Source organism: Citrobacter amalonaticus (assembly GCF_018252635.1).
Lineage (GTDB): Bacteria > Pseudomonadota > Gammaproteobacteria > Enterobacterales > Enterobacteriaceae > Citrobacter_A > Citrobacter_A amalonaticus_E.
This window is the reverse complement of sequence record NZ_JAGTXM010000006.1, coordinates 363006-389400: the sequence shown is the minus strand read 5'-3', so window position 1 is coordinate 389400 and position 26395 is coordinate 363006. Positions and strand designations below refer to the sequence as shown.

At 54.4% G+C, this 26395-nt stretch carries 28 protein-coding genes, 1 tRNA gene and 1 pseudogene; 8 read left to right on the top strand and 22 right to left on the bottom strand.

The features are described 5' to 3' along the window. Nucleotide 1: 1 nt before the first annotated feature. The 3 genes from KE671_RS19470 to rsuA all read right to left on the bottom strand — a co-directional run bounded on the left by KE671_RS19470 (nt 2) and on the right by rsuA (nt 2605). A complete protein-coding gene (locus KE671_RS19470; protein WP_043000099.1) occupies nt 2-346 on the bottom strand; it encodes a YejG family protein in 345 nt (114 codons plus the stop codon). 342 nt (nt 347-688) lie between these two features. Further along, nucleotides 689-1882 (bottom strand): Bcr/CflA family multidrug efflux MFS transporter, encoded by a 1194-nt coding sequence (locus tag KE671_RS19465; protein WP_206164216.1) that lies wholly within the window; start codon nt 1880-1882, stop codon nt 689-691. 15 nt (nt 1883-1897) lie between these two features. Continuing rightward, complete coding sequence (gene rsuA, locus KE671_RS19460) at nt 1898-2605, bottom strand: 16S rRNA pseudouridine(516) synthase RsuA (protein ID WP_206164215.1); 708 nt, start codon at nt 2603-2605, stop codon at nt 1898-1900. 151 nt (nt 2606-2756) lie between these two features. Between rsuA and KE671_RS19455 the strand changes: the two genes are divergently transcribed. Together KE671_RS19455 and rplY are read left to right on the top strand one after the other, a co-directional pair. Beyond that, nucleotides 2757-4517, top strand: a complete 1761-nt coding sequence (locus tag KE671_RS19455) for a DEAD/DEAH box helicase (RefSeq protein WP_206164214.1) — start codon at nt 2757-2759, stop codon at nt 4515-4517. A 124-nt stretch (nt 4518-4641) separates the two neighbouring features. Beyond that, nucleotides 4642-4926: a 50S ribosomal protein L25 gene (gene rplY / locus KE671_RS19450; protein WP_206164213.1), complete on the top strand. Its 285-nt coding sequence runs from the start codon at nt 4642-4644 to the stop codon at nt 4924-4926. Between the two features lie 51 nt (nt 4927-4977). Here rplY and yejK read toward each other — a convergent pair whose 3' ends face one another. Continuing rightward, a complete protein-coding gene (yejK, locus tag KE671_RS19445) occupies nt 4978-5985 on the bottom strand; it encodes a nucleoid-associated protein YejK (RefSeq protein WP_206164212.1) in 1008 nt (335 codons plus the stop codon). Nucleotides 5986-6165: 180 nt separating this feature from the next. Here yejK and KE671_RS19440 point away from each other — a divergent pair, with 180 nt between their 5' ends. The 3 genes from KE671_RS19440 to KE671_RS19430 all read left to right on the top strand — a co-directional run bounded on the left by KE671_RS19440 (nt 6166) and on the right by KE671_RS19430 (nt 8335). Continuing rightward, nucleotides 6166-6393: a YejL family protein gene (locus KE671_RS19440; RefSeq protein WP_042317936.1), complete on the top strand. Its 228-nt coding sequence runs from the start codon at nt 6166-6168 to the stop codon at nt 6391-6393. A 31-nt stretch (nt 6394-6424) separates the two neighbouring features. After that, nucleotides 6425-8185, top strand: a complete 1761-nt coding sequence (gene yejM / locus KE671_RS19435; RefSeq protein WP_206164211.1) for an LPS biosynthesis-modulating metalloenzyme YejM — start codon at nt 6425-6427, stop codon at nt 8183-8185. A 73-nt stretch (nt 8186-8258) separates the two neighbouring features. Further along, nucleotides 8259-8335: transfer RNA gene (locus KE671_RS19430), tRNA-Pro, on the top strand. A 310-nt stretch (nt 8336-8645) separates the two neighbouring features. Here KE671_RS19430 and KE671_RS19425 read toward each other — a convergent pair. Together KE671_RS19425 and KE671_RS19420 are read right to left on the bottom strand one after the other, a co-directional pair. Further along, nucleotides 8646-8927, bottom strand: a pseudogene (locus tag KE671_RS19425) (transposase domain-containing protein); the annotation flags it as partial. A gap of 98 nt (nt 8928-9025) precedes the next feature. Further along, entirely contained in the window at nt 9026-9547 is a 522-nt protein-coding gene (locus tag KE671_RS19420; RefSeq protein WP_206164210.1) for an anti-virulence regulator CigR family protein, read from the bottom strand. A gap of 87 nt (nt 9548-9634) precedes the next feature. Between KE671_RS19420 and KE671_RS19415 the strand changes: the two genes are divergently transcribed. Both KE671_RS19415 and narP read left to right on the top strand, forming a co-directional pair. Beyond that, a complete protein-coding gene (locus KE671_RS19415; protein WP_283093125.1) occupies nt 9635-10633 on the top strand; it encodes a DUF6056 family protein in 999 nt (332 codons plus the stop codon). A 171-nt stretch (nt 10634-10804) separates the two neighbouring features. Next, complete coding sequence (gene narP, locus KE671_RS19410) at nt 10805-11452, top strand: nitrate/nitrite response regulator protein NarP (RefSeq protein WP_206164208.1); 648 nt, start codon at nt 10805-10807, stop codon at nt 11450-11452. A gap of 41 nt (nt 11453-11493) precedes the next feature. Here the strand turns inward: narP and KE671_RS19405 are convergent, their stop codons facing one another. The 15 genes from KE671_RS19405 to napF form a co-directional block, all read right to left on the bottom strand. Further along, the gene (locus tag KE671_RS19405; RefSeq protein WP_206164207.1) at nt 11494-12546 is read right to left on the bottom strand and encodes a cytochrome c-type biogenesis protein CcmH; all 1053 of its coding nucleotides are present in this window, start codon (nt 12544-12546) and stop codon (nt 11494-11496) included. Beyond that, nucleotides 12543-13100, bottom strand: a complete 558-nt coding sequence (dsbE, locus tag KE671_RS19400) for a thiol:disulfide interchange protein DsbE (protein WP_206164206.1) — start codon at nt 13098-13100, stop codon at nt 12543-12545. Before dsbE ends, KE671_RS19405 begins: the two co-directional genes overlap by 4 nt. After that, the gene (locus KE671_RS19395; RefSeq protein ID WP_206164205.1) at nt 13097-15040 is read right to left on the bottom strand and encodes a heme lyase CcmF/NrfE family subunit; all 1944 of its coding nucleotides are present in this window, start codon (nt 15038-15040) and stop codon (nt 13097-13099) included. Before KE671_RS19395 ends, dsbE begins: the two co-directional genes overlap by 4 nt. Next, entirely contained in the window at nt 15037-15516 is a 480-nt protein-coding gene (ccmE, locus tag KE671_RS19390) for a cytochrome c maturation protein CcmE (RefSeq protein WP_061074747.1), read from the bottom strand. The genes KE671_RS19395 and ccmE overlap by 4 nt, the downstream gene beginning before the upstream one ends. Beyond that, a complete protein-coding gene (gene ccmD, locus KE671_RS19385) occupies nt 15513-15725 on the bottom strand; it encodes a heme exporter protein CcmD (RefSeq protein WP_206164204.1) in 213 nt (70 codons plus the stop codon). Before ccmD ends, ccmE begins: the two co-directional genes overlap by 4 nt. Then, on the bottom strand, nt 15722-16459 hold the full coding sequence (locus tag KE671_RS19380; protein WP_206164203.1) for a heme ABC transporter permease: 738 nt from the start codon (nt 16457-16459) through the stop codon (nt 15722-15724). Before KE671_RS19380 ends, ccmD begins: the two co-directional genes overlap by 4 nt. 105 nt (nt 16460-16564) lie before the next feature. After that, the gene (gene ccmB, locus KE671_RS19375) at nt 16565-17224 is read right to left on the bottom strand and encodes a heme exporter protein CcmB (RefSeq protein ID WP_042317911.1); all 660 of its coding nucleotides are present in this window, start codon (nt 17222-17224) and stop codon (nt 16565-16567) included. Next, nucleotides 17221-17841: a cytochrome c biogenesis heme-transporting ATPase CcmA gene (gene ccmA / locus KE671_RS19370; protein ID WP_206164202.1), complete on the bottom strand. Its 621-nt coding sequence runs from the start codon at nt 17839-17841 to the stop codon at nt 17221-17223. The genes ccmB and ccmA overlap by 4 nt, the downstream gene beginning before the upstream one ends. Nucleotides 17842-17864: 23 nt before the next feature. After that, a complete protein-coding gene (napC, locus tag KE671_RS19365) occupies nt 17865-18467 on the bottom strand; it encodes a cytochrome c-type protein NapC (protein ID WP_206164201.1) in 603 nt (200 codons plus the stop codon). Nucleotides 18468-18476: 9 nt separating this feature from the next. After that, the gene (napB, locus tag KE671_RS19360) at nt 18477-18926 is read right to left on the bottom strand and encodes a nitrate reductase cytochrome c-type subunit (RefSeq protein ID WP_061074749.1); all 450 of its coding nucleotides are present in this window, start codon (nt 18924-18926) and stop codon (nt 18477-18479) included. Then, complete coding sequence (gene napH / locus KE671_RS19355) at nt 18923-19786, bottom strand: quinol dehydrogenase ferredoxin subunit NapH (protein ID WP_206164200.1); 864 nt, start codon at nt 19784-19786, stop codon at nt 18923-18925. The genes napB and napH overlap by 4 nt, the downstream gene beginning before the upstream one ends. Continuing rightward, nucleotides 19773-20468, bottom strand: coding sequence for a ferredoxin-type protein NapG (napG, locus tag KE671_RS19350; RefSeq protein WP_042317906.1), 696 nt, complete (start codon nt 20466-20468; stop codon nt 19773-19775). The genes napH and napG overlap by 14 nt, the downstream gene beginning before the upstream one ends. Before the next feature lie 6 nt (nt 20469-20474). Then, entirely contained in the window at nt 20475-22961 is a 2487-nt protein-coding gene (gene napA, locus KE671_RS19345; RefSeq protein WP_206164199.1) for a nitrate reductase catalytic subunit NapA, read from the bottom strand. Further along, a complete protein-coding gene (napD, locus tag KE671_RS19340; RefSeq protein ID WP_206164198.1) occupies nt 22958-23221 on the bottom strand; it encodes a chaperone NapD in 264 nt (87 codons plus the stop codon). Before napD ends, napA begins: the two co-directional genes overlap by 4 nt. After that, nucleotides 23211-23702 carry a ferredoxin-type protein NapF gene (napF, locus tag KE671_RS19335; protein WP_206164197.1) on the bottom strand — a complete coding sequence of 164 codons (492 nt, stop codon included), beginning with the start codon at nt 23700-23702 and terminating at the stop codon, nt 23211-23213. Before napF ends, napD begins: the two co-directional genes overlap by 11 nt. Nucleotides 23703-24111: 409 nt before the next feature. On the opposite strand from napF, the gene eco reads away from it, so the two are divergent. Beyond that, complete coding sequence (eco, locus tag KE671_RS19330) at nt 24112-24609, top strand: serine protease inhibitor ecotin (protein WP_206164196.1); 498 nt, start codon at nt 24112-24114, stop codon at nt 24607-24609. A 93-nt stretch (nt 24610-24702) separates the two neighbouring features. Here the strand turns inward: eco and mqo are convergent, their stop codons facing one another. Then, nucleotides 24703-26364 (bottom strand): malate dehydrogenase (quinone), encoded by a 1662-nt coding sequence (gene mqo, locus KE671_RS19325; protein ID WP_206164195.1) that lies wholly within the window; start codon nt 26362-26364, stop codon nt 24703-24705. Between the last annotated feature and the right edge of the window lie 31 nt (nt 26365-26395).

Below are 26395 nucleotides of genomic sequence, written 5' to 3'. Positions count from 1 at the left end.
CTCAAAATGGATTGTTGTTAGAAAACGGTTCGGCAATGGCCACACCAAAATTTTTCAGACGACAGGTCGCGGCAAATTCGTCCTGGCGATTCACAAACAGGCATGGTTCGCCTTCACATTCCAGTACGGAACATGGCACTTCGATATCACTGAGCGCCTGACTGAGTTTATGCATCACCGGCCAGGCGCTATCACCATCCGGACTTAGCAGTTTAAGCGCTACCAGACTGTTTTCGACGCTTTGGCCATTTTGCGGAATCGGTTCAACTTTCGAACCTGCGAAACCCGCTGACCAACGATAGTTCTGTGGTAAGCGATGAACGATTGAGAGCTGTAATGTTGTCACTTTCTTTCCCCGGAAGTACAATCACTTCACAATTTATTTACATCCATATTAACACATCATTGACAATCCGTCCTTAAACGGTTGCATAACGTGGCATTCCTTATCCCGCGTAGCCAGTATGGTCGGTATGGCCTTTATTAAAATAGATGTTTCCAGTCGGGACAGGAGCGCGGGCTATATGTACCCGTTTCTGCGATCTAACTCAACCTTTTTAACTACAATGATGTGACTTTTTACATAAATTGATTTTACATAAAATAAACATATATCGGGGAAATGATGGAATTGTCGTTGACATACATCAACAAAAGAAGCCAAACGGCTTCCATGTTGTGTATTTGATCACCGTTTTTTCGGGCGGCTCGCATAGAGATAGAACAAAATTGAACAGCTTGCACAGAAGGCAATAGACCAAATCATCGGCCAGGCTGAGTTAAACGTTGCCAGAGAGAGTAACGCGCCAACGAGTGCGCCAATGCCAAAGCGGAAGGTGCCTGCCAGTGATGAGGCCGTTCCCGCCATGTGCGGGAACTCATCGAGGATCACCGCCATCGCATTGGAAGAGATCATCGACACGCAGCCGACAAAGACTGCCACCCCCAGCACCAGCGCCCAGAAACCGACGCCAAACAGCGCGCTCAGCACCATCCAAACCGCCATTGCCAGTTGGATCCACAATCCGGTACGGAACATGTTCAGCGCCCCGATCCGGCGCACGAAGCGACTGTTAAAAATCGTCATAATGAACAAAAAGACAATGTTCAGGGCGAAATAGTAGCCAAAATCCTGCGGCGATACGTGGTTGATTTCGATATACACGAAAGGTCCGGCGCTGAGAAATGAGAACATCCCGGCAAAGCTAAAGCCGCTCGCCAGCATATAGCTCAGCACCCGCTTATGGCGAAACAGCGAAGCAAAGTTACCTATCGTCGTGCGAATATGAAATGGCTGGCGTTTTTCAACTGGCAATGTCTCTTTAATAAGCGCTGCGATCATGACCGAGGCCAGAACCGCGGCAATCGCCAGGATCCAGAAGATATAGTGCCAGCTCAACCACACCAGCACCCAGCCCCCGATAATCGGCGCCAGCAACGGAGCGATCGTCGTGACCAGCATGACAAACGACATCATCCGTGAGAACTCTTCTCTCGGATACATATCGCGCATCAGCGCATTGATCACCACGCTGGCGGCGGCCGCCGCCAGACCGTGAAAGAATCGCATCACAATCAGTTGGTCGATAGTCTGCGCCAGCGCACATGCTACCGCAGCAGCAGCGAACACCAGCGTACCGCCGAGGATCACCGGTTTTCGCCCGAGACTGTCCGCCATCGGTCCGTACAGCAGTTGCCCCACGGCAAAGCCCAGAATATAAGTACTGAGCGTCATCTGCGCACTGCCCGCCGGTACACCAAACTGCCCGGCGATTACCGGCAACGCCGGAAGGTACATATCGATCGACAGCGGCATCAGCATGGCCAACAGACCGAGAATAAACACGATGGCAAACGACGATTGCTGCCGGGTATTCGTCACAAAAAACTCCTGAATTTAGCGGGAAGGGTTGCCGACGCTGGCAATTTCTTCTTCGGTCAGAGGACGGTATTCCCCTGGTTCAAGGTCAGCATCAAGGGTAATGGCGCCAATCCGCTCGCGGTGCAGTTCGACAACGTGGTTACCCACGGCGGCAAACATCCGTTTCACCTGATGATAGCGCCCTTCGCTGATGGTCAGACGCACCTGGGTGGGGGTGATCACCTCAAGCACTGCTGGTTTGGTGAGATCTTTCTCATTATGCAACTGGACACCTTTCGCAAACTGGGCTGCAGTATCTTCAGCGACAGGCGACTCCAGCGTGACCAGATACGTTTTCTCACAATGGTGACGCGGAGAGGTGATGCGGTGCGACCACTGCCCATCGTCAGTCATCAGTACCAGGCCGGTGGTGTCGATATCCAGGCGACCCGCAGCGTGTAATTTGTGCGCCACTGGCTCATCCAGGAAATACAGGATCGTCGGATGATCCGGGTCATCGGTCGAACACACATAGCCCTGAGGTTTATTAAGCATAAAGTAACGTGGGCCGTTTTGCTGGACCAGCGTGTTGCCATCATATTCTACGTCGTGTTCTGGCAGCAGTTTGAACGCGGTGTTCCGGATGATTTCACCATCCACGGTGACACGGCTACCGCGGATCTCACGCCCGGCAATAGCGCGGCTGACGCCGAGTTGCTGAGCGATAAATTTATCAAGTCGCATGAGTGTGATTTTGCCTGTAAAAATACGGGAATCGGGCGCGTTGCCCGAAAAGTGGAGCCGTTATCTGCCCAGTATAGCGGGCTAACAACATCCCTCAAGGGAAAACGATTCATGGCATACTATACCCGAGTTCGTTACGTATTGTGAGACCATGATTTTTACACTTCGCCCCTACCAGCAAGAAGCCGTGGATGCCACGCTTAACCATTTCCGTCGCCATCGCACGCCTGCGGTGATTGTGCTGCCTACCGGCGCCGGTAAAAGCCTGGTGATTGCCGAACTGGCGCGCGTCGCCAGGGGCCGTGTGTTGGTGCTGGCGCACGTGAAAGAGCTGGTGGCGCAAAACCATGCCAAATACTGCGCGCTGGGACTGGAAGCCGACATTTTTGCCGCCGGACTCAAACGCAAAGAGAGCCACGGTAAAGTGGTATTCGGCAGCGTTCAGTCCGTGGCCCGCAATCTGGACGCCTTTCAGAGCGAGTTTTCGCTGCTGATTGTTGATGAATGCCATCGCATCGGCGATGACGAAGAGAGTCAATACCAGCAGATCCTCACCCATCTGAGCAATTCCAATCCCCATATTCGCCTGCTGGGGCTGACCGCAACCCCTTTTCGTCTGGGCAAAGGCTGGATCTATCATTTCCACTACCACGGCATGGTACGCGGTGACGACAAGGCGCTATTTCGCGACTGCATTTACGAACTGCCGCTGCGCTATATGATTAAGCATGGCTACCTCACTCCGCCGGAACGCCTCGACATGCCGGTGGTGCAATACGATTTCAGCCGCCTGCAGGCGCAAAGTAACGGTTTGTTTAGCGAAGCCGATCTGAACCGCGAGCTGAAAAAACAGCAGCGCATCACGCCGCACATCATCAGCCAGATTGTTGAATTCGCCCGGACCCGCAAGGGGGTGATGATTTTTGCCGCCACCGTCGAGCATGCCAAAGAGATTGCCGGGCTGCTGCCCAAAGAGAATTCCGCGCTGATTACCGGCGACACGCCGGGTCCTGAACGCGATGAGCTGATAGCGGCGTTTAAAGAACAGCGTTTTCGTTATCTGGTCAACGTTTCTGTCTTAACCACGGGTTTCGATGCCCCGCACGTCGATCTTATCGCTATCCTGCGCCCCACCGAGTCGGTCAGTCTGTACCAACAAATTGTGGGGCGCGGTCTGCGCCTCGCGCCGGGAAAAACGGACTGTTTGATTCTCGATTACGCCGGTAATCCACACGATCTCTATTCCCCGGAAGTGGGCAGTCCGAAAGGCAAAAGTGATAACGTGCCGGTCCAGATTTTCTGCCCGGCCTGCGGTTTCGCTAACACCTTCTGGGGCAAAACCACCGCTGACGGTACCCTGATAGAACATTTCGGCCGCCGCTGTCAGGGCTGGTTTGAAGATGATGGGGGGCACCGTGAGCAGTGCGATTTTCGCTTCCGCTTTAAAAATTGCCCGCAGTGTAATGCCGAAAACGACATTGCCGCCCGTCGTTGCCGGGAATGCGATACGATCCTCGTCGATCCGGACGACATGCTGAAAGCGGCGCTGAAGCTGAAAGACGCGCTGGTGCTCCGCTGTAGCGGCATGACGTTGCAGCACGGCCATGACGAGAAAGGCGAATGGTTAAAAATCACCTACTACGACGAAGATGGCGCGGACGTCAGCGAGCGCTTTCGCCTACAAACCCCCGCTCAGCGTACGGCGTTTGAACAACTGTTTATCCGCCCGCACACCCGTACGCCAGGCGTACCGCTACGCTGGATCACGGCGGCAGATATCCTCGCGCAACAGCCATTGCTACGCCATCCTGACTTTGTGGTGGCGCGGATGAAAGGTAAGTACTGGCAGGTCCGGGAAAAAGTGTTCGATTACGAGGGCCGCTTCCGCCGGGCACATGAATTACGCGGATAATCGTACTTTTGATTGATGTAACGGACGTTTGAGTATAGAATCTCGCCCGCTTTTGCATACGCAAAGCAGATCACTTACCTGTTGCTGGGTCGCCTGTAGCAGGAATTATTAAAGAGAGATTTAAATGTTTACTATCAACGCTGAAGTACGTAAAGAGCAGGGTAAGGGTGCGAGCCGCCGCCTGCGTGCCGCTAACAAGTTCCCGGCGATCATCTATGGTGGCAAAGAAGCCCCGATTGCTATCGAACTGGACCACGATCTGGTTATGAACATGCAAGCTAAAGAAGGTTTCTATAGCGACGTTCTGACCATTGTTGTTGACGGTAAAGAAGTTAAAGTTAAAGCTCAGGCTGTACAGCGTCACGCGTTCAAGCCGAAGCTGACTCACATCGACTTCGTTCGCGCGTAATCGCCAACAAGTTGAAGAAAACCCCGCTCCGGCGGGGTTTTTTTATGGTGTTTAGTTTCCACCTGACGTACGACGCTGAAGCTGATCGCGCAGGTTCGGCGGCGTACCTTTAATGGTCAACGTATCCGTGGCCGGATCCCAGAAGATGCGCTCGCCCAGTAGCATCGCGTCAAAGTTAATGGTTAACCCACCGCCGCTGCCGGCATATTTGGTCAGTTGACGCAACGTGCTGCGATCGGCCGGGAAGCTCTCTTCCAGCTCATAGCCCTTCTCTGCTGTAAACTCGCTAAAGCTCACTTCACTGACGCCAGAAAGTTCTTTTGACAGCGACGCCAGCTCAATTTCTTCACCGGCCTGAAGCTGCTCGTTGCAGTAGCTGTATACCTGCTGACGCACGTTCTGCCGTTCGGCCTTATCCAGTTGCGCTTCGGCAGTGAAATCATCGACCGCCTGTAGCAGTCCGCGGTTCTGCGCTTTGGCATTGAGACCCTCGCTGGCTCCGAGGAAATCCATGAAGAAGTCAGCCACCTTGCGCCCTACTCGCCCCTTCAGGAAGGTCAGATAGCGGGTGGATTCCGGGTTGGTTTCCCACTCGGTCAGATCGATACGCGCGACGATATCCGCATGGTTAATATCCAGATAGTGCGTCGGGTTGATATCCAGATTCTCATTAACGCGCATGCTGCTTAAGTTGTTCAGCACCGCCACCAGTAAATACTCTACCGCCAGATAGCGATAGTGGCAGAACAGCACAATGCCACCGTCGGCAAACGGGTATTTGGCGAGCTCGTCACGCAAACGTCCGGTCGCCGCACGGCTAAAAGCGAGAAAATCTTCCTCACCCTGGCGCTGTAAGCGCAGCGCTTGCGCCAGTTCACTCTCTTCGCTGAACAGGCCATACGCTTTGTTTTTCGCACTATAGACCCGATGCAGTTCAGCCATCATATCGACAACGGTGTTTGTCGGTTCCAGTAATGAATCGCGCAGGACCAGCTCAAGGTTTTGCTCATCACGCTTGATAAGCTGGTGCAGGGCAATCTGGTTGATATCCAGACTCATGATAAACTCTCCTTAAAGACCGGGCGGTATTCAACCACCACCGGCGAGGCGACGCAACAGAAGTTACAGCGCCGTTTTGCCTGCCGCACGATAACGCGAATTATTGAGGATAAAAAAGCGGAAAAAAAACTGTTGCTACGGTAATATGTTGCCCTTTCATGAATAAACTGATTTCGATTTATGCCACAAATCTCCCGCTATAGTGACGAACACGTTGAACAACTGCTCACCGAGATGCTCAACGTACTGGAAAAACATAAGGCCCCGACTGACCTTTCCCTGATGGTGCTGGGAAACATGGTCACCAACCTTATTAATACCAGCATTGCCCCGGCTCAGCGCCAGGCGATTGCGAACTCTTTTGCCCGCGCGTTGCAGTCCTCGGTTAACGACGACAAAGCGCACTAAAAGCCGACTTCGGGGAAACGAACGACACGTTATGGTAACTCATCGTCAGCGCTACCGTGAGAAAGTCTCCCAGATGGTTAGCTGGGGGCACTGGTTTGCACTGTTCAACATACTGCTGGCTATCGTGCTCGGCAGTCGTTACCTGTTTGTCGCCGACTGGCCGACAACGCTGGCCGGTCGTGTTTACTCTTATCTGAGTATTGTCGGTCACTTCAGCTTTCTGGTGTTTGCCACCTACCTGCTGATTCTGTTCCCGCTGACGTTCATTGTGATGTCCCAGAGGCTGATGCGTTTCCTGTCAGCCATTCTGGCGACGGCCGGAATGACGCTTCTGCTGATCGACAGCGAAGTGTTTACCCGTTTCCACCTGCATCTTAACCCCATCGTGTGGGAACTGGTGATAAATCCCGACCAGAACGAGATGGCGCGCGACTGGCAGCTGATGTTTATCAGCGTGCCGGTTATCTTGCTGATAGAAATGCTGTTTGCGACCTGGAGCTGGCAAAAACTGCGCAGCCTGACGCGTCGTCGCCACTTCGCCAAGCCGCTTGCCGCCTTCTTCTTTGTTTCATTTATTGCCTCACATGTGGTCTATATCTGGGCGGATGCCAATTTCTATCGCCCGATCACCATGCAGCGCGCCAACCTGCCGCTCTCCTATCCGATGACCGCGCGCCGGTTTCTGGAAAAACATGGCCTGTTGGATGCGCAGGAGTATCAGCGCCGTCTGGTCGAACAGGGAAATCCGGAAGCGGTGTCCGTGCAATATCCACTGAGCGAATTACGCTACCGTGATATGGGTACCGGGCAAAACGTCCTGCTGATCACGGTCGATGGCCTGAACTATTCGCGTTATGAAAAACAGATGCCTGCCCTCGCCACATTCGCCGAGCAGAACATAGCCTTCACGCGACATATGAGTTCCGGCAATTCTACCGATAACGGTATTTTTGGCCTGTTCTACGGCGTGTCGCCGAGCTATATGGACGGTATTCTGTCCACCCGAACGCCGGCTGCGCTGATTTCGGCGCTGAATCAGCAAGGTTATCAGTTGGGACTGTTCTCTTCCGACGGCTTTACCAGCCCGTTGTACCGCCAGGCGCTGTTGTCTGACTTCTCGATGCCGAGCGTACAGACGCAGTCCGACGAGCAGACTGCCAGCCAGTGGATTAACTGGCTGGGCCGTTACGCACAGGAAGATAATCGCTGGTTCTCGTGGGTTTCGTTTAACGGCACCAACGTTGACGACAGCAACCAGACTAACTTCGTTCGCCGCTACGCCCGCGCGGCGGGAGATGTTGATAAACAGATCAACCGTGTGCTTGGCGCGCTGCGCGAGTCCGGGAAACTGGACAACACGGTAGTCATAATCACCGCCGGTCGTGGCGTCGCGCTGAGCGATGAAGAGAAAAACTTCGCCTGGTCGCGCGGCCACCTGCAGGTTCCGCTCATCATTCACTGGCCGGGGACTCCCGCGCAGCGGATCAACAGCCTGACCGATCATACAGATGTCATGACCACGCTGATGCAGCGTCTGCTCCATGTCAGCACACCTGCCAATGAGTATTCGCAGGGGCAGGATCTGTTCAATGCCAATCGTCGCCACTATTGGGTAACGGCGGCCGATCTCAGTACGCTTGCGATCACGACGCCTGAAATGACGCTAGTGCTGAACAACAACGGCAAGTACCAGACTTACGATTTACGCGGCGAGAAGATTAAAGATCAGAAGCCGCAGTTGAGCCTGCTGTTACAGGTGCTGACTGACGAGAAGCGTTTCATCGCTAACTGATTTATTATTAATCAGTTAGCCGGATGTCCCCTTGCATTCGGTGCGGAAAGCGGTAGTATTACCTCCCACGAGTCGGCACGTAGCGCAGCCTGGTAGCGCACCGTCATGGGGTGTCGGGGGTCGGAGGTTCAAATCCTCTCGTGCCGACCAAAATTCCCCTTAAGAACCAGCCTTTTACGGCTGGTTTTTTTATGCCTGAAATTTATACGGGGTGAAACTGGGGTGAAATGTGGATGAAACCACCGTCATATTAAATGACAGGCCGCTATCAAACTCTCCGGATCGTGCATCATTGATGCTGTAAGTGATCACTCCAATTACTGGAAAAGTATAAGCATACAACGAGAACTGTATTGACTAAGTGAAGTTGCGCAGGCGTGCAAAGTAACTCGCCACGGCAGCAGATCACCCAGATGGTTCACAGGTCAGTCGGCGATGACATCAATTAGTTAATGCAGATAACCCTACTGCGGGCCAGTAAGTTCATGCCGAGATCACCATCTGCACACAGGTTCAGTCGACGGACCACATCAGTAATCGGCTAATTACGGAAAATGGCAATTGCCACGACCATCCAGATAACCATATCTCCCGGCAGTCGACGACGGAGAACGGTTACGTGCTCAGAGAACATCAGGCAGTGTTGTATCCACTCAGCAGGAAGACGTTCCGCAAACTTCTCCACTGAAGGCGGCATGAGAAGATGATCGCTGAAATCGAGCAGGTCATTGATAAGTGGCACAAGAAGACGGCCACATGTCGTGGAAGCCGTTATAATGCCGAAGTTGGTCTTTATGATGACAGTAACTAACCCTGTACGGCTCGTTTATCGTAGATTATTTAGTCAAATACACCGTTAATTACTGAAGCAACAATAGCCGTACTTAATGCGACTAATACCAAATCGTCACCGACTGCTCGCCATTCATAACCAGGATAATATGGCAGGTCGTTTATCATCGATGCTGGAAGCGTTTTCTTCGCAATACCCGGAGGTAACGGCTTGCCACGCACTAAATTCTTCGCAATACCCGGAGGCAAAGCCTGATAGCCAACCAACCCGTAGTTCACTGCTAAAGAACGTGCACGAGAGAAGCTGATATCTGAGTCTACATGGTCAGGTTTACCGTAATTTTTACGATTTCCATGTTCTTCACCTGACTTACCGTTTCCCTGAGCTTTATCCCCATGGTTGCCATTGTTTCCGTGGCTGCCACTATTGCCATGATTACCACCGCCGCCGCTGTTACCATGTCCACCTCCGCCATTACCATTACCCGGGTTTGCATAAATAGGAGCAGCAAGCACAGCAAGTGATATAACCGCCGCAAGAGCAGTTTTGAGAGTGCGACGTTTTGACATGATAATTGTTCCCTTAGGTTAACTTGACGCCTTAAACATAAGAAAAAGCAACCCCCTTAACAATCTCATGTTTTCTTATTTTGGAACATTCAGCCAGTCGTAAATACAGATTACTGGCAAGCGAAACGTGTCTACACGAACAAGATCGCGTATTTTTTGTCTGCACTGGTGGGCGCCAGTATTTTGATTTTCTCGCCAGGCAATTTTATTCGCGCCCAGGGTGCCCATACCGTCTGGTACAATAAATCGCTCGTTGAAAGAATCACGATTCATCTGAGCGAGCGCTTCTTTAACCACCTGGCGCTGGTCTGGATTTCGTATGTCGTGCTGGTCTTGCTGGCAATACTTCTGTTCGTGGCGAAACGACAAGGACATCGCGTTAAAAGTGCGAATCTCGGCATGGTCGGGTTAATGCTGTTGGTGGGGCTGGGGACCTCTTTAATTATGGTGGCCTCCCCGTCGTATCCTGACCGGGTTATGCTGTCCACCTTTTTATTCTTCCTGCTTGCCCTCTCGTTTCTTGCCCGGGAAGTTGTCACGGTAGCCGGACCGCGTGTGATGAAGGGGGTCTATGCCGTTACGGGCCTGATGGCGGCGGTATTCCTCTGGTCATACGCCTTAATGTACGCCGCTTATACGCGCGTTTATGAGCAGGATTTTGTTCGTGTGAATATCGTTAAAAGCCAACTTAGCCAGGGCCATAAGGACTTTACGGTGCCTGACTTCCACTTCCTGAAAATGCAAAACAGCGGTGGGCATTTCGGTTTCTTTCACGATCCGCTGGTTTATGGCCACTATTTTGGCGCAGAGCATGTGGAAAAGGAAAAAGTTAACTTCGATTACTCCGTGTTGGCAAACGGCAAGCAACAAGCGCTCGGCGGCGATACCACAGCCTGGTTTAATAACCGCGGCGATTTAATGCTGGTGAGTAAGCATTCGTTAGTCGGTACCGTGGAAGTGAAGACCCAATCGTCCGTCACGTCGCTCCCGCTTGCACGCTTTACCGCCGCGAAAATTAACGATGAATACTGGTATTTCAGCGCCATACCAAAAGCAGAAGTGACGCACGTCGCACTGCTGCCCTGAATGCAAGAGCCTCTCATCGCGATGAGAGGCTCGCTCCCTTTTCCCGACAGGTTTTACTTCTTACCCACGCGTAATATGGGGTAATATTTCACCCACTTATCGGTGCGGTGAATCTGGACGATTCGCGATCGAATAACAATAATGATTCTAATAAAATCTCGGGAGATAACTATGCCTGAAGCAACGCCTTTTCAGGTGCTGGTGGTAGATGACCACCCTCTAATGCGTCGGGGTATCCGCCAGTTACTGGAGCTGGATCCAACATTTGAGGTGGTTGCCGAAGCGGGCGATGGTGCAACGGCGATTGATCTGGCAAACCGTCTCGATCTGGATTTAATTCTGCTTGATCTGAATATGAAAGGACTGAGCGGTCTGGATACGTTGAACGCCCTGCGCCGCGATGGGATCACAGCGCAGATTATCATTCTTACCGTTTCGGATTCGGCCAGCGACATCTACGCCCTGATTGACGCGGGCGCAGATGGCTATCTGTTGAAAGACAGCGATCCGGAAGTGCTGCTGGACGCCATTCGCAAAGGCGCCAATGGCGGTCAGGTTTTCAGCGAACGCGTCAGTGATTATCTGCGCGAACGCGAAATGTTTGGTGAAGAGGACGATCCGTTCAGCATGCTGACCGAGCGGGAGCTGGATGTTCTGCATGAGCTGGCACAAGGACTGTCCAACAAACAGATTGCCTCAGTCCTCAACATATCTGAACAAACCGTGAAGGTGCATATTCGCAACCTGCTGCGCAAGCTCAACGTGCGCTCACGCGTGGCCGCCACGATTTTGTTTTTACAAACCCGCGGCCTACAGTAATTCAGCGACACAAGGCCGGAACATTCAATCCGGCCTTGTTGTTACTCACTCTTAGGTGATAAGTGCTGCATCGCCTGCGCAATACTGCGCTCAATCACCGCACGACGCGTATCGTTCTCCGGCAGCATCTTCAGCATCATCTCCCAGGCGGCAACCGCGTCGCCAAAACGCTCCTGCTCAAAGGCGTTGAAGGCGTACATGCTCAGAACCCGCACATTGGCGTGATCGCGACGAACCAGTTCCCGCAGAAGCTCCCCTCCACGACGATTATCATCAGGATCGGAAGAGCGGGTCAGCGCCTCGGCATAGCCCAGCGCGGCATCGCTATTCTTCGGGTCGAGTCGATAAGCGTTGGCATACGCTTCGGTAGCGGTACTGGCATTGCCGAGCACCATACCGATACGCCCCAGCATGATCCAGCCCTCCACGTTCGTCGCATCACTTTGCAGACGGGTACGCAGCCCTAGCGCCAGACGCGTCATCTCTTCCTCATCCAGAGGCTGTGCTTTCGGATCCAGCGCGCGCTCCAGCAGCGCCGGGCTTTGCGCCGTCGCCAGTTGCCAGATTTCCACCTGCTTATAGCTCCCGGTGTGGTAATAACTGACGGCCCCCACGATGACGGCAATCACAATCCCCGGCAGATAAACCGCCAGCCCGGCTCGTTTACCCTCCGGTAACGCCATCTCATCCGGAAACACCTCCTGTTTCAGGCGTACCCGCCGACGCGAACGGGCAACGATGATCCAGCCTCCCACGCCAATGGCCGCCACGGGAAGCACCCACAGCAGGACAGTCAGCGGTGTCAGCGGTGGATCATAGGTGACGAAGTTACCGTAGCGCGCCACCATATAGTCAACGATCTCTTTCTGGCTTTTCCCTTCCTGCATCAATTCATAAACCTTCTGCCGCAGGTCGGTCGCAATCATCGAATTAGAATCCGCAATGCTGTTGTTCTGGCATTTCGGACAGCGCAGTTGTTCAGTCAACTGGCGGAACTGTTGCTCCTGGGTTTCATCCTTAAACTGCATGACATCAATGGTAGCCAGCGCGTTAGCAGAAAACAGCAGCATCAGCACACTCAGCAGAATTCTCATTGCGCGGCCTCCTTGCTGTATTTCTCCCACAGCGGCTGGATTTCACTCTCCCAGACGCGGGCGTTCAGATCCCCGGCATGGCGATAGCGAATAATACCTTTGCCATCAATCAGGAAGGTTTCCGGCGCGCCATAGACGCCAAGATCCAGGCCCAACATCCCATCGCCGTCAAACAGGCTCAGCGCGTAGGGATTGCCCAACTCTTTCAGCCAGACGATGGCCTTCTGGCGATCGTCTTTGTAATTCAGCCCCACTACGCGAATTCCCTGCGCCGACAGCTGGTTCAGATACTGATGTTCAGCACGACAGGTGGGACACCACGTTGCCCAGACGTTGAGTAAGACCGGTTTGCCCTGAGTCAGCACGTCCGCTTCATAGTGCTTACCGGGGTTCTCCAGCGACTCAAGCCGGAAGGTCGGTACCGGTTTACCAATCAGCGCCGACTCCAGATTAGTCGGCGTGTCGCCTTCTGCATTACGCGCCAGTTGCCACAGCAGCGCCGCGGCAATCACGAGAAAAATCACAAAGGGAATCAAAAGTACGTTGCGCTTCATACCGCCTCCGACGCCGATTTTTGCGGTTGTACGCGTTTGCGATAACGCGGGTCAAACAGACATAACAGCCCCCCCAGCGCCATCAATATCCCCCCCGCCCAGATCCAGCGAATAAACGGTTTGTAATACAGACGGACAGCCCACGCGCCGTTATCCAGCTCTTCACCGAGCGCGGCGTACAGATCGCGGGTGATCCCGCCGTCAATCGCCGCTTCCGTCATCATCGAGCTGGTGCTGTTGTAGAACCGTTTTTCGGCATGCAGCGTCGCTTCCGCCTTGCCGTCACGGGTTACGCCGATAATCGCCACGCCACCACGATAGTTTGGTCCGGTGATATCCTTCACTTCACGGAAGGTGAAACGATACTCATGAATATCGACGCTATCACCGGCTTTCATGCGAACATCGCGCTCGACGCTGTAGTTCTGGCTGAAGGCGATCCCGACAATGGTCACCGCCAGACCGACGTGACCGGCCACCATTCCCCAGTAGCTGAGCGTCGTTTTCATGCCACGTGAAATTCGCTGTGCAAGCTCCGCCATCGCCAGCACAAACACCCAGCAGGCCATGGCCAGTCCGACCACCGTCATGGCGACAATTTTGCTCTCAAACAGCCATGGCAGCAGCAGAGAGAGGACAAAGGTGCTGATCAGCGCGATAACCAGCAGACGTTGCAGTTTACGCGGTCGATCGCGTCCCCAGCGGACCAGCGGGCCTATGCCCAGCAGCAGGGCAAACGGCGCCATCAGCCAGGTAAACATGGTATTAAAGAACGGTTCGCCGATGGAGATACTGCCCAACCCGAGCTGCTTATGCACCAGCGGCAGCAGCGTTCCGAGCAGTACCACCAGCATGGCGGCAATCAGCAGCACATTGTTACCGAGTAGCAGTGATTCGCGCGACCAGAGGGCGTTATTCACCCGGGAACGGACCTTATGCCCTCGCGTAGCAAACAGCAGCAGCGAACCGCCGATCACCAGCACCATGAAGGCCAGTATGAACATCCCGCGAGACGGGTCGGAAGCAAACGCATGCACTGACACCAGCACGCCCGAGCGCACAAGGAACGTCCCCAACAGACAGAGCGAGAACGCGCAGATGGAGAGCAGCAGCGTCCACGCCTTGAAACTGCCGCGCTGTTCAGTGACCGCCAGCGAGTGCATCAGCGCGGTTCCCACCAGCCACGGCATAAACGAGGCGTTTTCCACCGGATCCCAGAACCACCAGCCGCCCCAGCCCAGTTCGTAATAAGCCCATGCCGAACCCAGCACGATCCCCAGCGTCAGGAAAACCCACGCAGCCAGCGTCCACGGACGGGAAAAACGGGCGAAAGTGCTGTCCAGGCGACCGCTCATCAGCGCCGCGATAGCGAACGCGAACGCGACCGAGAAACCGACATAGCCCATATACAGCAGCGGTGGATGGAAGATCAGCCCAGGATCCTGCAACAACGGATTGAGATCGCGCCCTTCTATCGGGAAATCCGGCAGCGTGCGGGCAAACGGGTTAGAGGTAAACAGAATGAATAACAGGAAACCGACGCTGACCATCCCCATCACCGCGAGCACGCGGGCGACGATATCCAGCGGCATCCGCTGCGAGAACAGCGCGACGGCAAAGGTCCAGCCGCTCATCAGCAACACCCACAGCAGCAGCGAACCCTCATGCGCCCCCCAGGTAGCGGCGACGCGATACCAGACCGGCAGTTGCGTGTTGGAGTTACTGGCGACATACACCACCGTGAAATCATTCACCACAAAGGCGTTGACCAGCACCAGAAAGGCACCCATAACAAGGATGAACAGCAACCACGAAAACGGTCTTGCTGACGCCATCATCCGCGCGTCGCCACGCGCCACGCCCCACAGCGGATAGACTGAGAGTAACAACGCAACGCCCAGTGCCAGGCATAACAGCGCATTGCCAATTTCAGGCATCATGATGTTTTATCCTTATAGACGCTCTCCGGACGGCGGTGGTTTTCCTGCATCGCTTTTTCCACTTCCGGTGGCGTATAGTTCTCATCATGCTTGGCGAGAACTTCTTTCGCCTGAATATGGTTTTTCTCGCCGAGTTCCCCCTGCACTACCACGCCCTGCCCTTCACGGAACAGGTCTGGCAGAATACCTTCGTAGGTCACATCCACAACGCCTTCGGCGTCATAGATGCTGAAATTCACCTTCAGCGAGTTGGGATCGCGCTTCACGCTGCCGGGCATCACCATCCCGCCCACCCGCAGTCGCTGACCCACTTCCGGCATTTGCTGCGTTTCGCGCTTGCCGTAGAGAATCTCGCCTGGCGTATAGAACAGGTCGATATTGGCACGCAGTGCGTAAAGCACCAGCGTAATCGTCAGCGCTAATCCGACGAGCACGCCGCAGGCAATCCATAAACGGTTTTTACGTCGAATATTCACGCCGCCTCCCGTTGTGTCTGCGCTGCACGCAGGCGGGCTTCCCGCGCCCGTTGTCGGGAGACATCACGCAAAATCGCGCGATGCTGCGTCACGGTATGAATAACCAGTACCGCCAGCGGAATGACGCTCAGCGCCACGGCCAGCCAGACGTAAAAGGCGTAGCCGCCCATCGCAAAAAAATCACTCCAGGATGCAAATGCAGGGGTCATTGGCGGCCTCTTTTTAAAATCAGTTCACTTACCCACGGGCGACGTTTTTCCATCATCAGAATCAGGTTCCGCATCCGCATCAGCGACAGCGTGATAAACAGCAGCAGATAGCCGATAATCGCCAGCCGCAGCGGCGTGCGCATCGCCGGGTCGATGCTTTGCTGCATGCGGGTCGAGCCCTGATGCAGCGTGTTCCACCACTCCACGGAATAGTGAATAATCGGCAGGTTTACCACGCCAATGAGTACCAGGATCCCCGCCGCACGCCCCGCCATCTTACGGTCGTCAAAGGCATGCCACAGGGCAATCGCACCAACATAGAGAAACAGCAGCACCAGCTCAGAGGTGAGTCGGGCATCCCATACCCACCAGGTGCCCCACATCGGTTTACCCCACGCCGAGCCGGTGACCAGCGCAATAAACGTAAACACCGCGCCAATCGGCGCCATCGCGGCCAGCGCCAGGTTCGCCATTTTCATCTGCCAGACCAGGCCGATAAATGCCGCCACCGCCATCGAGGCATAAATCCCCATTGACCAGATCGCCGCCGGCACATGCAGGTAGATAATGCGATAGCTCTGCCCCTGCTGGTAATCCGCGGGGGCAAAACCGAATCCCCAGATCCACCCTGCTGCCAGCACCACAGCACTGGCAATCGCCAGCCATGGGACAAACCAGCCGCAAATCTGATATAGCCGCGGCGGCATCGCCAGTTGATGAAGTGTTTTCCACATAATTCAGTCACCAGACTCAAACGAATAAAGATATCGTCATGCCGGATGGCGGCTGACGCCTTATCCGGCCTACAAAGTGCATGCGCAGCGCCATCAGACAACGTATTACTGCAAACTAATGCGTAACGCTGCCGCCGTCGCAAAAGGACTCAACGTCGCGCTACCCGCCAGTAACGCGCCTAAAATCGCCATGTATCCATCCACAGGAAGATGCATGGATGCCGCATCCATCGCGGCGGTCGCAAAAATCAATAACGGGATGGTCAACGGCAGCACCAGCACGCTCAGCAATACGCCGCCACGCTTTAACCCGACCGTTAACCCCACCCCCGGCGCGCCGAGAAAGCTCAGCGTCGGCGTTCCCAACAGTAAGGTCAGCGCCATAATTTTCCAGCCGTAGATGTCCATCCCCAGCAGCAACGCCACCAGCGGAGAGAGGATCAATAGCGGCAGACCGGTGACCATCCAGTGGGCCATCACTTTTGCCAGCACCACCATTGGCAGTGGGATCGGCAGCAACATCAGTTGCTCAAGGCTGCCATCCTGCAGGTCATCGCGAAACAGTCGCTCCAGCGCCAGCAGCGAGGCCAGCAGCGCAGCAACCCAAATAATGCCCGGCGCAATGCGTGCTAATAACTGCGGTTCCGGCCCAATGCTCAGCGGGAACAGCGTAATGACTATCAGGAAGAACCACAGCGGATTGGCAATTTCCGCGCTATGGCGAAAAGCAACGCGCAGTTCGAGACGGAAGATACGCCACATCATTGCCCTGCCCTCTTGTGAGTCAGCGCAATCCGCCGAATGCGGTCTGTGGCGACGTTCATCGGCTGGTGGGTGGTGAGGATGACAATCCCCCCCTCTTCGGTATGTTGCGCCATCCGCTGCGTCAGGCGTTCAACACCGTTCACATCAATGGCGGTAAAGGGTTCGTCGAGGATCCAGAGCGTGGCGTGGGTGAGCCAGAGACGCGCCAACGCTACCCGGCGCTGCTGCCCGGCAGAAAGTTGGTTAACAGGGATATCTTCATATCCGGCAAGGCCCGCCTGCGCCAGCGCCGCGAGACATTTCGCGATATCACCGTCCTGATGGAAAAAACGCAGGTTCTCCAACGCCGTCAGCCGGGTTTTGATCCCCGGCTGATGTCCAATCCACAACAGATTTTGATGGTAGCTGTCCCGCACACGATGTAGCGGTTGCTCCTGCCAGCACACCTCCCCGGCATCAGGACGAGAGAGTCCTGTCAGCAACCGCAACAGGGTGGTTTTCCCTGCGCCGTTGCCGCCGGTGACCTGTATCCACTCCCCTGCGTTGACCTGGAACGACAAATCGCTAAACAGGACTCGTTCATCCCGCTCACAGAGGAGCTTTCTGGCTTCAAGCATACTACCCACTCATTATCATCCCATCAGAAGCCCGGTTTGACATCACGCATATCGGGGAGCTTGTGCGCAATCCCCTTATGGCAGTCAATACAGGTTTGCCCGTCTTTCACCGCCTGATCGTGCATTTTTGCGGCGACACCCTTCTGGGCCGTTAAGTCCATGAACTCAAAGTTGTGACAATTACGACACTCCTGAGAATTGTTATCTTTCATTCTCCGCCATTCATTCTGCGCCATCGTCAGACGATGCGCTTCGAACTTCTGCGGTGTATCAATAAGTCCCAACGCTTTTGCGTAAAGTTCTTTACTGGCCTTGATCTTGCGGATCATTTTCGGCACAAACTCATGCGGTACGTGGCAGTCAGGACAGGTCGCACGCACGCCGCTACGGTTGTTATAGTGCACAGTTTCCATGTATTCCTGATACACGGTATTGCGCATTTCGTGGCAGCTTATGCAGAACTCTTCGGTGTTGGCCTTTTCCATCCCGGTGTTAAATCCACCCCAGAAAATAATCCCGCCGACGAACCCGATTAACAGCAATGTACCCAACGCCAGACGACTGGGGCGACGCCACCATTGCCAGAGGCGCTTAATCCGGCCTGGTTTACGGTTAGCATTTTCCATAATGACCTCTTATTTCCCGTAACCTTTCGATGGGGTAAAGCTATTACCCACAATCGGCGGGGCGTCAGTCTGCGGCACATGGCACTGCAGGCAGAAGTAACGACGCGGCGCGACTTCAGCCAGCACTTTGCCGTCGCTGTCCATGAAGTGCGTCGGACTAATACGCGGCGCACCGGTGGTGCGATAGCTTTCAACGCCATGGCATTGCAGGCAGCGGTTGGTGTTGGTGGTCACCTGGTAACCATCGACGCTATGGGGAATCATCGGCGGCTGATTCACGTAGTTCAGCGGCATACGCTCTTGCTCTTTGTGCATGCGAATCGCCCCTTCCTGTGTCCCTGATACTTCCGGTGACTGGCTCAGATCCACTCCGTTTGCCGCCCAAACCGCACCGCTCACCACCAGGGCCAGCAGGGCTGTCCATTGACACAGCGCTTTCTTCAGGTCATGGCTTTTCATGATTTCGCTCCCGAACTCCATCGTGTAGTTATTGTAAATACGTCCTCAGAACAGACATCCACACAGCGACCGCAGGCCATGCAATCGCGGCTGGTAACCTGCACCGGGCTTTGCTCATCCAGCACCGGGGCACGTAATACATGCGGTTCCGGGCAAACATGAAAACAGTCCATACAGCGGTTACATTTCTCTCGGTCTTTTGCCGCAACGGTTAATACGCCCTGGCTACCCAGCACGCCATACAGTGCGCCTAAAGGACAAAGATGCCCGCACCAGCCGTGTTCAACGACCAGCAAATCAAATAAAAACAGAGCGATAATCAGCAGTGCGCCGCTACCGAATCCCATCACCAGGCTACGTCCCAGCAGTGAAACAGGGTTAATCCATTCCCACAGCAGCGTTCCGGTCAGCGCTGAACCCACCAGCACGACAACCAGAAGTACGTACCGTATATGACGTGGAATGGTTGCGGACTGATTCAGGTCAAACCTTCTGCGTAGCCAGGCCGCAAAATCGGTAATCGGGTTTAGCGGGCAGACCCAACTGCAAAACAATCGCTTTCCTGCCAGGGCATAAAGCGCCGTAATAATCGCCGCGCCCATAAGCCCTACCGCGGCGGGCAGATGACCGCTCGCCAGGCTTTGCAGGGTAATCAACGGATCCGTCAGCGGGATCGTATCCAGCAGCAGGCTGCTGCTGTAGTTCCCGTGCAGGATCCACACGCCAAACCACGGGCCACTCAGAAACATCCCCAGTACGATAAACTGGCTGAGACGGCGGAAAATCAGCCAGCGATGACTCCGCCAGACGCCTTTTTTCGCCTGCGCTTCGCGTCCGGCATCACGTTTACGATTTGCCATCGTTCCCCTCCAGCCAGCCGAAGCGGTAATGGTGACCCAACTCCCCTTTCGCCAGCGCCAACGGCAATACTTTTATTGCCGGCTGTTCCAGCACGCAGACTTTTTCACATTTCCCACAACCCGTGCAGGCGTCGCTGTGAACGGTCGGGATAAATCGCGCATGTTTGCCGGTTCGCATGTTGCGATCCAGTTCCAGCGTGATGGCCTCATCGATTTTTGGGCATTCGCGATAACAGACGTCACAGCGTAATCCCTGGAAGTTCAGGCAGTTTTCCTGATCCAACAGAACCGCCAGCCCCATCCGCGAATCGTCAATGGAGGCAATCTCCCGGTCCAGCGCCCCGCTGGGGCACACTTTGGCGCACGGAATGTCTTCACACATTTCGCAAGGAATATCGCGGGCAACAAAATACGGCGTACCCGCCGACAACCCTGACGCGAGGGTTGCCAGTTTTAAGGTGTCATACGGACATGCCTGAACACACTGCCCGCAGCGCACACAGGCGCTGGCAAAGGCGTTCTCGTTCACGGCGCCAGGCGGGCGCAACCGCACGCCCGTAGCACGTGCGGTCTGCTGCTGTAACCCCAGCGCCACGCCAACGGCAGCCAGTCCACCCGCAGTGCGAACAACATCGCGCAGAAAGCGGCGGCGGCCATTTTGGGGTTTCGCTGACCGGGACATGGCGTGTTACACCTTCGCCAGTTTCACAGCGCACTTCTTGAAATCCGTCTCTTTAGAGAGCGGATCCGTCGCATCCAGCGTCAGGTTATTGACCAACTGTGCGGCATCGAAGAACGCCATGTATACAAGCCCTTCAGGCGGACGATTACGTCCACGGGTTTCAACAATGGAAATCACCTCTCCACGACGTGAGATCACTTTGACCTTGTCACCACGGCGCATGTCCCGTTTTTTCGCATCCAGCGGATGAATAAACAGAACCCCTTCCGGGAACGCACGGTGCAGTTCAGGTACGCGGCGCGTCATACTGCCGGTATGCCAGTGCTCGAGCACACGTCCCGTAGAAAGCCACAGGTCGTACTCGGCATCCGGCGATTCTGCCGCCGGTTCAAACGGCAGCGCAAAGATCACCGCTTTACCGTCTGGCTTACCGTAGAACTTGTAGCCCTCGCCCGCTTTAACGTACGGATCGTTGCCTTCGCTGTATCGCCACTGCGTCTCTTTTCCATCAACCACCGGCCAGCGCAGACCACGCGCCTTGTGGTAGTCATCGAACGGGGCGAGATCGTGACCGTGTCCGCGACCAAACCAGGCATACTCTTCAAACAGCCCTTTTTGCAGATAGAAGCCCAAATCGCGGGATTCATCGTTAAGCTGATCCTCTTTCAACTCCGTCAGCGGGAACTTGCTCACCGCAGGGGTCGCAAACAGCACGTCGTACAGCGTTTTGCCGCGCAGTTCCGGTTTCTGTGCCAGCAGTTCTTCGGGCCAGACCTCTTCCGTTTTGAAACGACGTGAGAACTGAACCAACTGCCACAGGTCGGATTTCGATTCGCCTGGCGCTTTAATCTGTTGACGCCAGAACTGGGTACGACGCTCGGCGTTACCGTAAGCCCCTTCTTTCTCCACCCACATTGCGGTTGGCAGGATCAGGTCCGCGGACAGCGCGCTGACGGTCGGGTAGGGATCGGAAACAATGATAAAGTTGCGCGGATCGCGCCAGCCCGGCAGACGATCTTCATTGATGTTCGGACCGGCCTGCATGTTGTTGGTACACATCGTCCAGTAGACATTCAGCTTACCGTCTTTCAGCGCCCGGTCCTGGGCAACCGCGTGGAGACCGATTTTCGCCGGAATGGTCCCGGCCGGGATATTCCAGTGTTTTTCACAGATCTCACGGTGTTTTTCGTTGGTGACCACCATGTCCGCCGGCAGACGGTGAGCAAAGGTTCCCACTTCACGCGCGGTACCGCAGGCAGAAGGCTGGCCGGTCAGCGAGAACGGTCCACAGCCTGGCTGTGCGATTTTGCCAGTCAGCAGGTGGATGTTGTAGATCAGGTTGTTGGCCCATACGCCGCGCGTATGCTGATTGAAGCCCATCGTCCAGTAGGAGATGACTTTCTTGTTCGGGTCGGCATACAGCTTGGCCAGTTGCTCCAGTTGATCTTTCGGCACGCCGGTCATTTCAGCGGTTTTGTCCAGCGTGTACTCAGCCACAAACGCTTTGTAATCTTCAAAGCTCATCGGCTCAGAGGCATCAGAACCTGGATTTTTCGCGGCTTTTTCCAGCGGATGCGTCGGACGCAGGCCATAGCCGATATCCGTTGCCCCTTTGCGGACGTTGACGTGCTTGCTGAAGAAGTCCTGGTTAATCGCGTTGTTCTGAATGATGTAGTTTGCGATGTAGTTGAGGATCACCAGATCAGACTGCGGCGTAAAGACCATCCCGTTGTCCGCCAGCTCAAAGCTACGATGCTGGAAGGTGGACAATACGGAGACGTTTACATTCGGATCGGAAAGACGACGGTTGGTAATGCGCGACCAGAGGATCGGGTGCATTTCCGCCATGTTGGCGCCCCACAGGACAAACGCATCGGTATGCTCGATATCGTCGTAGCACCCCATCGGTTCGTCCATACCAAAAGTGCGCATAAAGCCCACCACCGCTGACGCCATGCAGTGACGCGCGTTCGGATCGAGGTTGTTTGAACGGAAACCGGCTTTAAACAGTTTGGAGGCGGCGTACCCTTCCCAGATGGTCCACTGACCGGAACCAAACATGCCGACAGACTCCGGGCCTTTTTCTTTCAGTGAGGTTTTAAACTTCTCTTCCATCACATCGAAAGCCTGATCCCAGCTGATCGGCGTAAATTCGCCGTCTTTGCTGTATTTACCGTCTCTCATACGTAGCATCGGCTGCGTTAAACGGTCTTCTCCGTACATAATTTTGGGCAGGAAATAGCCCTTGATACAGTTCAGACCACGGTTTACCGGAGCCTCCGGATCGCCCTGACAGGCGACAATGCGCCCCTGTTGAGTTCCGACCAGAACGCCACAGCCGGTACCACAAAAACGGCACGGGGCTTTGTCCCACTTAATGGCTTCCTGTTGCCCGACAACTGCACGGGCAACGCCCGGCACGCTTAGCCCGGCAGCCGCCGCAGCGGCCGCAACGGCGTTAGCTTTCATAAAGCTACGACGACTGAGTTTCATGGTGTTTCCTCACCTTGTTCTTCCTGCTGGTGGTAAACCAGCGACACCGCCAGCACGCCCGCAACGTTGCGTACCGACTCAATTGTTTGCATCAGCGTTTCGCTGTGTTCTGCTTCAACCACGGCAATCATCTGACCGCTTTGCTCGTCGCTTACGGCCACTTCGCAGCCCGGCAATGCGTTTAACTGCGTGCTGATATCCCGTACATGTTCGCCTTTGGCCTGAACAATCAGGCTGCAGACCTGCCAGTTAATGTGCATGGTTATACTCCGCGGTAATGGCTGACACCGGGCAACTGGCGACACACGCGCCGCATCCGTTACAGTTCTGGTTATCGAGTAGTGGCTGATAAATGCCGGATAGCGTTGGGCGAAAAATAATCGCCTGCGTTTCACAGCTATCCTGACAGCGGCGGCACTCTACGGACTGATACGCCAGACATGCTTGCCCAATGGTAAAATTCAGATCCCATGCCCTGGTGTGGCGCGGAGAAAAGAGAGATTCGGGGCAAGCCTGCGCACAGGCGTAGCAGAAGGTGCATTCGTTTTGTTGGAAATTAACGCTCGGATAGCCACCCGGGCCACGCTGCAAAACATCGTGTTCACAAGCCTGAATACAGGCGTCGCAACGGGTGCACTGGGACAGAAACTGAGAGGCTTCCATGCTCCATGGCGGACGGATCCCACGGTTGGCGTTACGCCAACTGCCAGTCAGTATGCCTCGACGGGATAGATCAACCATGGCATCGCCCTTCCATAAACGACGCTCCCCCGGCTGGGTGAACGACAATAAAAACCGCGTTACTACTAAGTCATTATTATGATCGGTAAGATAGTAAAGGATGGGTTCCAGGTGCATACCCCAATTGGGGTAAAACCAGTGGTTGGATCAAAAGAGTGTTAATGAAGCTTGTCAGAATGTGCTTCTCCGCACATATCAAAGGGTTATGTATTTTTTTACATATCGAAATCATCAGCAGGGCAATCACCCAACCCGGATTATAATTTCAGAATAAATAACTACATTATCAACATAATGATAGTTCATGAACTTTAAAAATACGTAAATACAAATCAATAATACTGGTGAGTATGTTAATCTCCCGTGAAATCGTTCATAAGATAAAAAAGGAAAACCTGTGAACTCAAAAATGAAGACAATGGTCCCTGCCGTTTTATTCGCTGCCTTCGCCAGCACCTCTGCGTGGGCAGCATCCGCTGAGGCTAACCCGCAACCGCTGGAAAAAATCGCCCCTTATCCGCAGGCGGAAAAAGGAATGAAACGTCAGGTTATTCAGTTACCCCATCAGGAAGAAGAATCTACTCTGAAAGTGGAACTGATGATCGGCCAGACGCTGGAGGTCGACTGCAACCAGCATCGTCTGGGGGGAGAACTGGAAAGCAAAACGCTGGAAGGCTGGGGCTATGACTATTACGTTTTTGACAAAGTCACCTCTCCGGTATCGACCATGATGGCCTGCCCGGACGGCAAAAAAGAGCAGAAATTTGTGACCGCGTATCTGGGTGCTGACGGTATGCTGCGTTACAACAGCAAGCTGCCGATCGTGGTGTATACCCCGGCGAATGTTGATGTGAAATTCCGCATCTGGAAAGCGGAAGATAAGGTGCAAAACGCGGTAACGCGTTAAGTCGCTAATGCTTCCGGATGGCAGCATCCCGCCTTATCCGGCCTACAGAACTTGATGTAGGCCGGATAAGCGCAGTGCCATTCGGCAATGCGGTTACAGTGCGATATCAGCGACTTCTTTACGCGCGGGCTGCGCTTGCGCCTGAGGTTTCAGTTGCGGAGAGGGCAGCGTATCCGCCACCTGCGGCTTGTCATATTTCAGCCCCAACACCTCGCTGGTGTATTGCAGTTCCTGCTGCGTTGCTTCAACGTTGCCGTTCAGTTTTGTGCCGTAAGAGGGAATAATCGTTTTCAGCTTTGCCTGCCATTGCGGCGTGCTCACTTTATCTTTAAAGACGGTTTCCATCAGATGGAGCATGATCGGTGCCGCAGTGGATGCGCCCGGTGAGGCGCCCAACAGCGCAGCAACCGTCCCTTCTTTATCGCTCACCACTTCCGTTCCCAGACGCAGTACGCCCCCTTTGTCTTCATCACGTTTAATGATCTGGACGCGCTGACCCGCCTGCCATAAACGCCAGTCCGCTTTTTTCGCCTGCGGATAGTATTCTTTCAGCGCATCGAAGCGGTCATCATCGCTCAGCATCACCTGGCTAATCAGGTATTTCACCAGATCGAAGTTATCCATCCCGACATTGACCATCGGCATGAAGTTGGAAGGCGTGGTTGAACTCAGCAGATCCCACAACGAACCGTTTTTGAGGAATTTGGTGGAGAAGGTGGCGAACGGTCCAAACAGCACCACGCGTTTGCCGTCCAGAATACGGGTATCGATATGCGGAACCGACATCGGCGGTGCGCCCACGGAAGCCTGACCATACACTTTCGCCAGATGGCGATTCACCACGTCCGGGTTTTCGGCAACCAGGAACTGACCACCAACCGGGAAGCCCGCATACTCTTTGGCTTCTGGAATACCGGTTTCCTGCAACAGCTTCAGCGCTGCGCCACCCGCCCCGATAAAGACGAATTTGGCTTTGATTGTATGTTCCGCTTCGCCGTTTTTCAGATCGACGACGGTCACCGTCCAGGTGTTATCGTCGTTACGTTTAAAACCGCGAACTTCAGTACTCAACTCCAGCGCAAAGTTCGGCTTTTTCTGCAACGATGCTATCAACTGACGCGTGATTTCACCGTAGTTCACGTCGGTTCCCATTTCGGTACGCGTAGCGGCGACTTTCTGATTCGGATCGCGGCCTTCCATCACCAACGGCGCCCACTCTTTGATTTGCGCGTGATCTTCAGAATAGCGCATGCCACGGAACAACGTGCTCTGTTGCAGTGCCGCATAGCGAGCGCGCAGGAAGTTAACGTTCTCATCTCCCCAGACAAAGCTCATATGCGGAACGGTGGTGATGAAGGTGCGCGGATCATGCATCACGCCACTCTTAACCTGATGCGCCCAGAACTGGCGGGAAATCTGGAAAGCTTCGTTAATTTCGACTGCCTTTTCGGTACTGATGCTCCCGTCGGCTTTCTTCGGCGTATAGTTCAACTCCATCAGCGCGGAGTGTCCTGTACCAGCGTTGTTCCAGCCGTTTGAACTCTCTTGCGCTACACCATCCAGGCGCTCCACCATGGTCATCGACCAGTCGGGTTCCAGTTCCTGTAAATACGTTCCCAATGTAGCGCTCATGATGCCGCCGCCGATCAACAGTACATCCGTTTCCTGCTCTTCCGTCGCTTTCGCTTTTGCCGCCATCGAGACAGCATTCAGCCCTACGGCCATCGAGAAGAGCATGGCAGTCACTTTTTTCATATGGTTAATGCCTTACTTTTAGTATCGTTTT

Excerpts from the sequence above, each read along its gene's own strand:
- KE671_RS19405 (WP_206164207.1), bottom strand. The coding sequence starts at position 12,546 with ATGAGAATTCTGCTGAGTGTGCTGATGCTGCTGTTTTCTGCTAACGCG.
- yejK (WP_206164212.1), bottom strand. The coding sequence starts at position 5,985 with ATGAGTCTGGATATCAACCAGATTGCCCTGCACCAGCTTATCAAGCGT.
- narP (WP_206164208.1), top strand. The coding sequence starts at position 10,805 with ATGCCTGAAGCAACGCCTTTTCAGGTGCTGGTGGTAGATGACCACCCT.
- ccmA (WP_206164202.1), bottom strand. The coding sequence starts at position 17,841 with ATGCTTGAAGCCAGAAAGCTCCTCTGTGAGCGGGATGAACGAGTCCTG.
- napB (WP_061074749.1), bottom strand. The coding sequence starts at position 18,926 with ATGAAAAGCCATGACCTGAAGAAAGCGCTGTGTCAATGGACAGCCCTG.
- rsuA (WP_206164215.1), bottom strand. The coding sequence starts at position 2,605 with ATGCGACTTGATAAATTTATCGCTCAGCAACTCGGCGTCAGCCGCGCT.
- napA (WP_206164199.1), bottom strand. The coding sequence starts at position 22,961 with ATGAAACTCAGTCGTCGTAGCTTTATGAAAGCTAACGCCGTTGCGGCC.
- napF (WP_206164197.1), bottom strand. The coding sequence starts at position 23,702 with ATGGTTGATCTATCCCGTCGAGGCATACTGACTGGCAGTTGGCGTAAC.
- KE671_RS19420 (WP_206164210.1), bottom strand. The coding sequence starts at position 9,547 with ATGTCAAAACGTCGCACTCTCAAAACTGCTCTTGCGGCGGTTATATCA.
- yejM (WP_206164211.1), top strand. The coding sequence starts at position 6,425 with ATGGTAACTCATCGTCAGCGCTACCGTGAGAAAGTCTCCCAGATGGTT.
- KE671_RS19440 (WP_042317936.1), top strand. The coding sequence starts at position 6,166 with ATGCCACAAATCTCCCGCTATAGTGACGAACACGTTGAACAACTGCTC.
- napC (WP_206164201.1), bottom strand. The coding sequence starts at position 18,467 with ATGGAAAATGCTAACCGTAAACCAGGCCGGATTAAGCGCCTCTGGCAA.
- napH (WP_206164200.1), bottom strand. The coding sequence starts at position 19,786 with ATGGCAAATCGTAAACGTGATGCCGGACGCGAAGCGCAGGCGAAAAAA.
- ccmB (WP_042317911.1), bottom strand. The coding sequence starts at position 17,224 with ATGATGTGGCGTATCTTCCGTCTCGAACTGCGCGTTGCTTTTCGCCAT.
- rplY (WP_206164213.1), top strand. The coding sequence starts at position 4,642 with ATGTTTACTATCAACGCTGAAGTACGTAAAGAGCAGGGTAAGGGTGCG.
- KE671_RS19395 (WP_206164205.1), bottom strand. The coding sequence starts at position 15,040 with ATGATGCCTGAAATTGGCAATGCGCTGTTATGCCTGGCACTGGGCGTT.
- KE671_RS19455 (WP_206164214.1), top strand. The coding sequence starts at position 2,757 with ATGATTTTTACACTTCGCCCCTACCAGCAAGAAGCCGTGGATGCCACG.
- dsbE (WP_206164206.1), bottom strand. The coding sequence starts at position 13,100 with ATGAAGCGCAACGTACTTTTGATTCCCTTTGTGATTTTTCTCGTGATT.
- napD (WP_206164198.1), bottom strand. The coding sequence starts at position 23,221 with ATGCACATTAACTGGCAGGTCTGCAGCCTGATTGTTCAGGCCAAAGGC.
- KE671_RS19380 (WP_206164203.1), bottom strand. The coding sequence starts at position 16,459 with ATGTGGAAAACACTTCATCAACTGGCGATGCCGCCGCGGCTATATCAG.
- napG (WP_042317906.1), bottom strand. The coding sequence starts at position 20,468 with ATGTCCCGGTCAGCGAAACCCCAAAATGGCCGCCGCCGCTTTCTGCGC.
- ccmD (WP_206164204.1), bottom strand. The coding sequence starts at position 15,725 with ATGACCCCTGCATTTGCATCCTGGAGTGATTTTTTTGCGATGGGCGGC.
- eco (WP_206164196.1), top strand. The coding sequence starts at position 24,112 with ATGAAGACAATGGTCCCTGCCGTTTTATTCGCTGCCTTCGCCAGCACC.
- mqo (WP_206164195.1), bottom strand. The coding sequence starts at position 26,364 with ATGAAAAAAGTGACTGCCATGCTCTTCTCGATGGCCGTAGGGCTGAAT.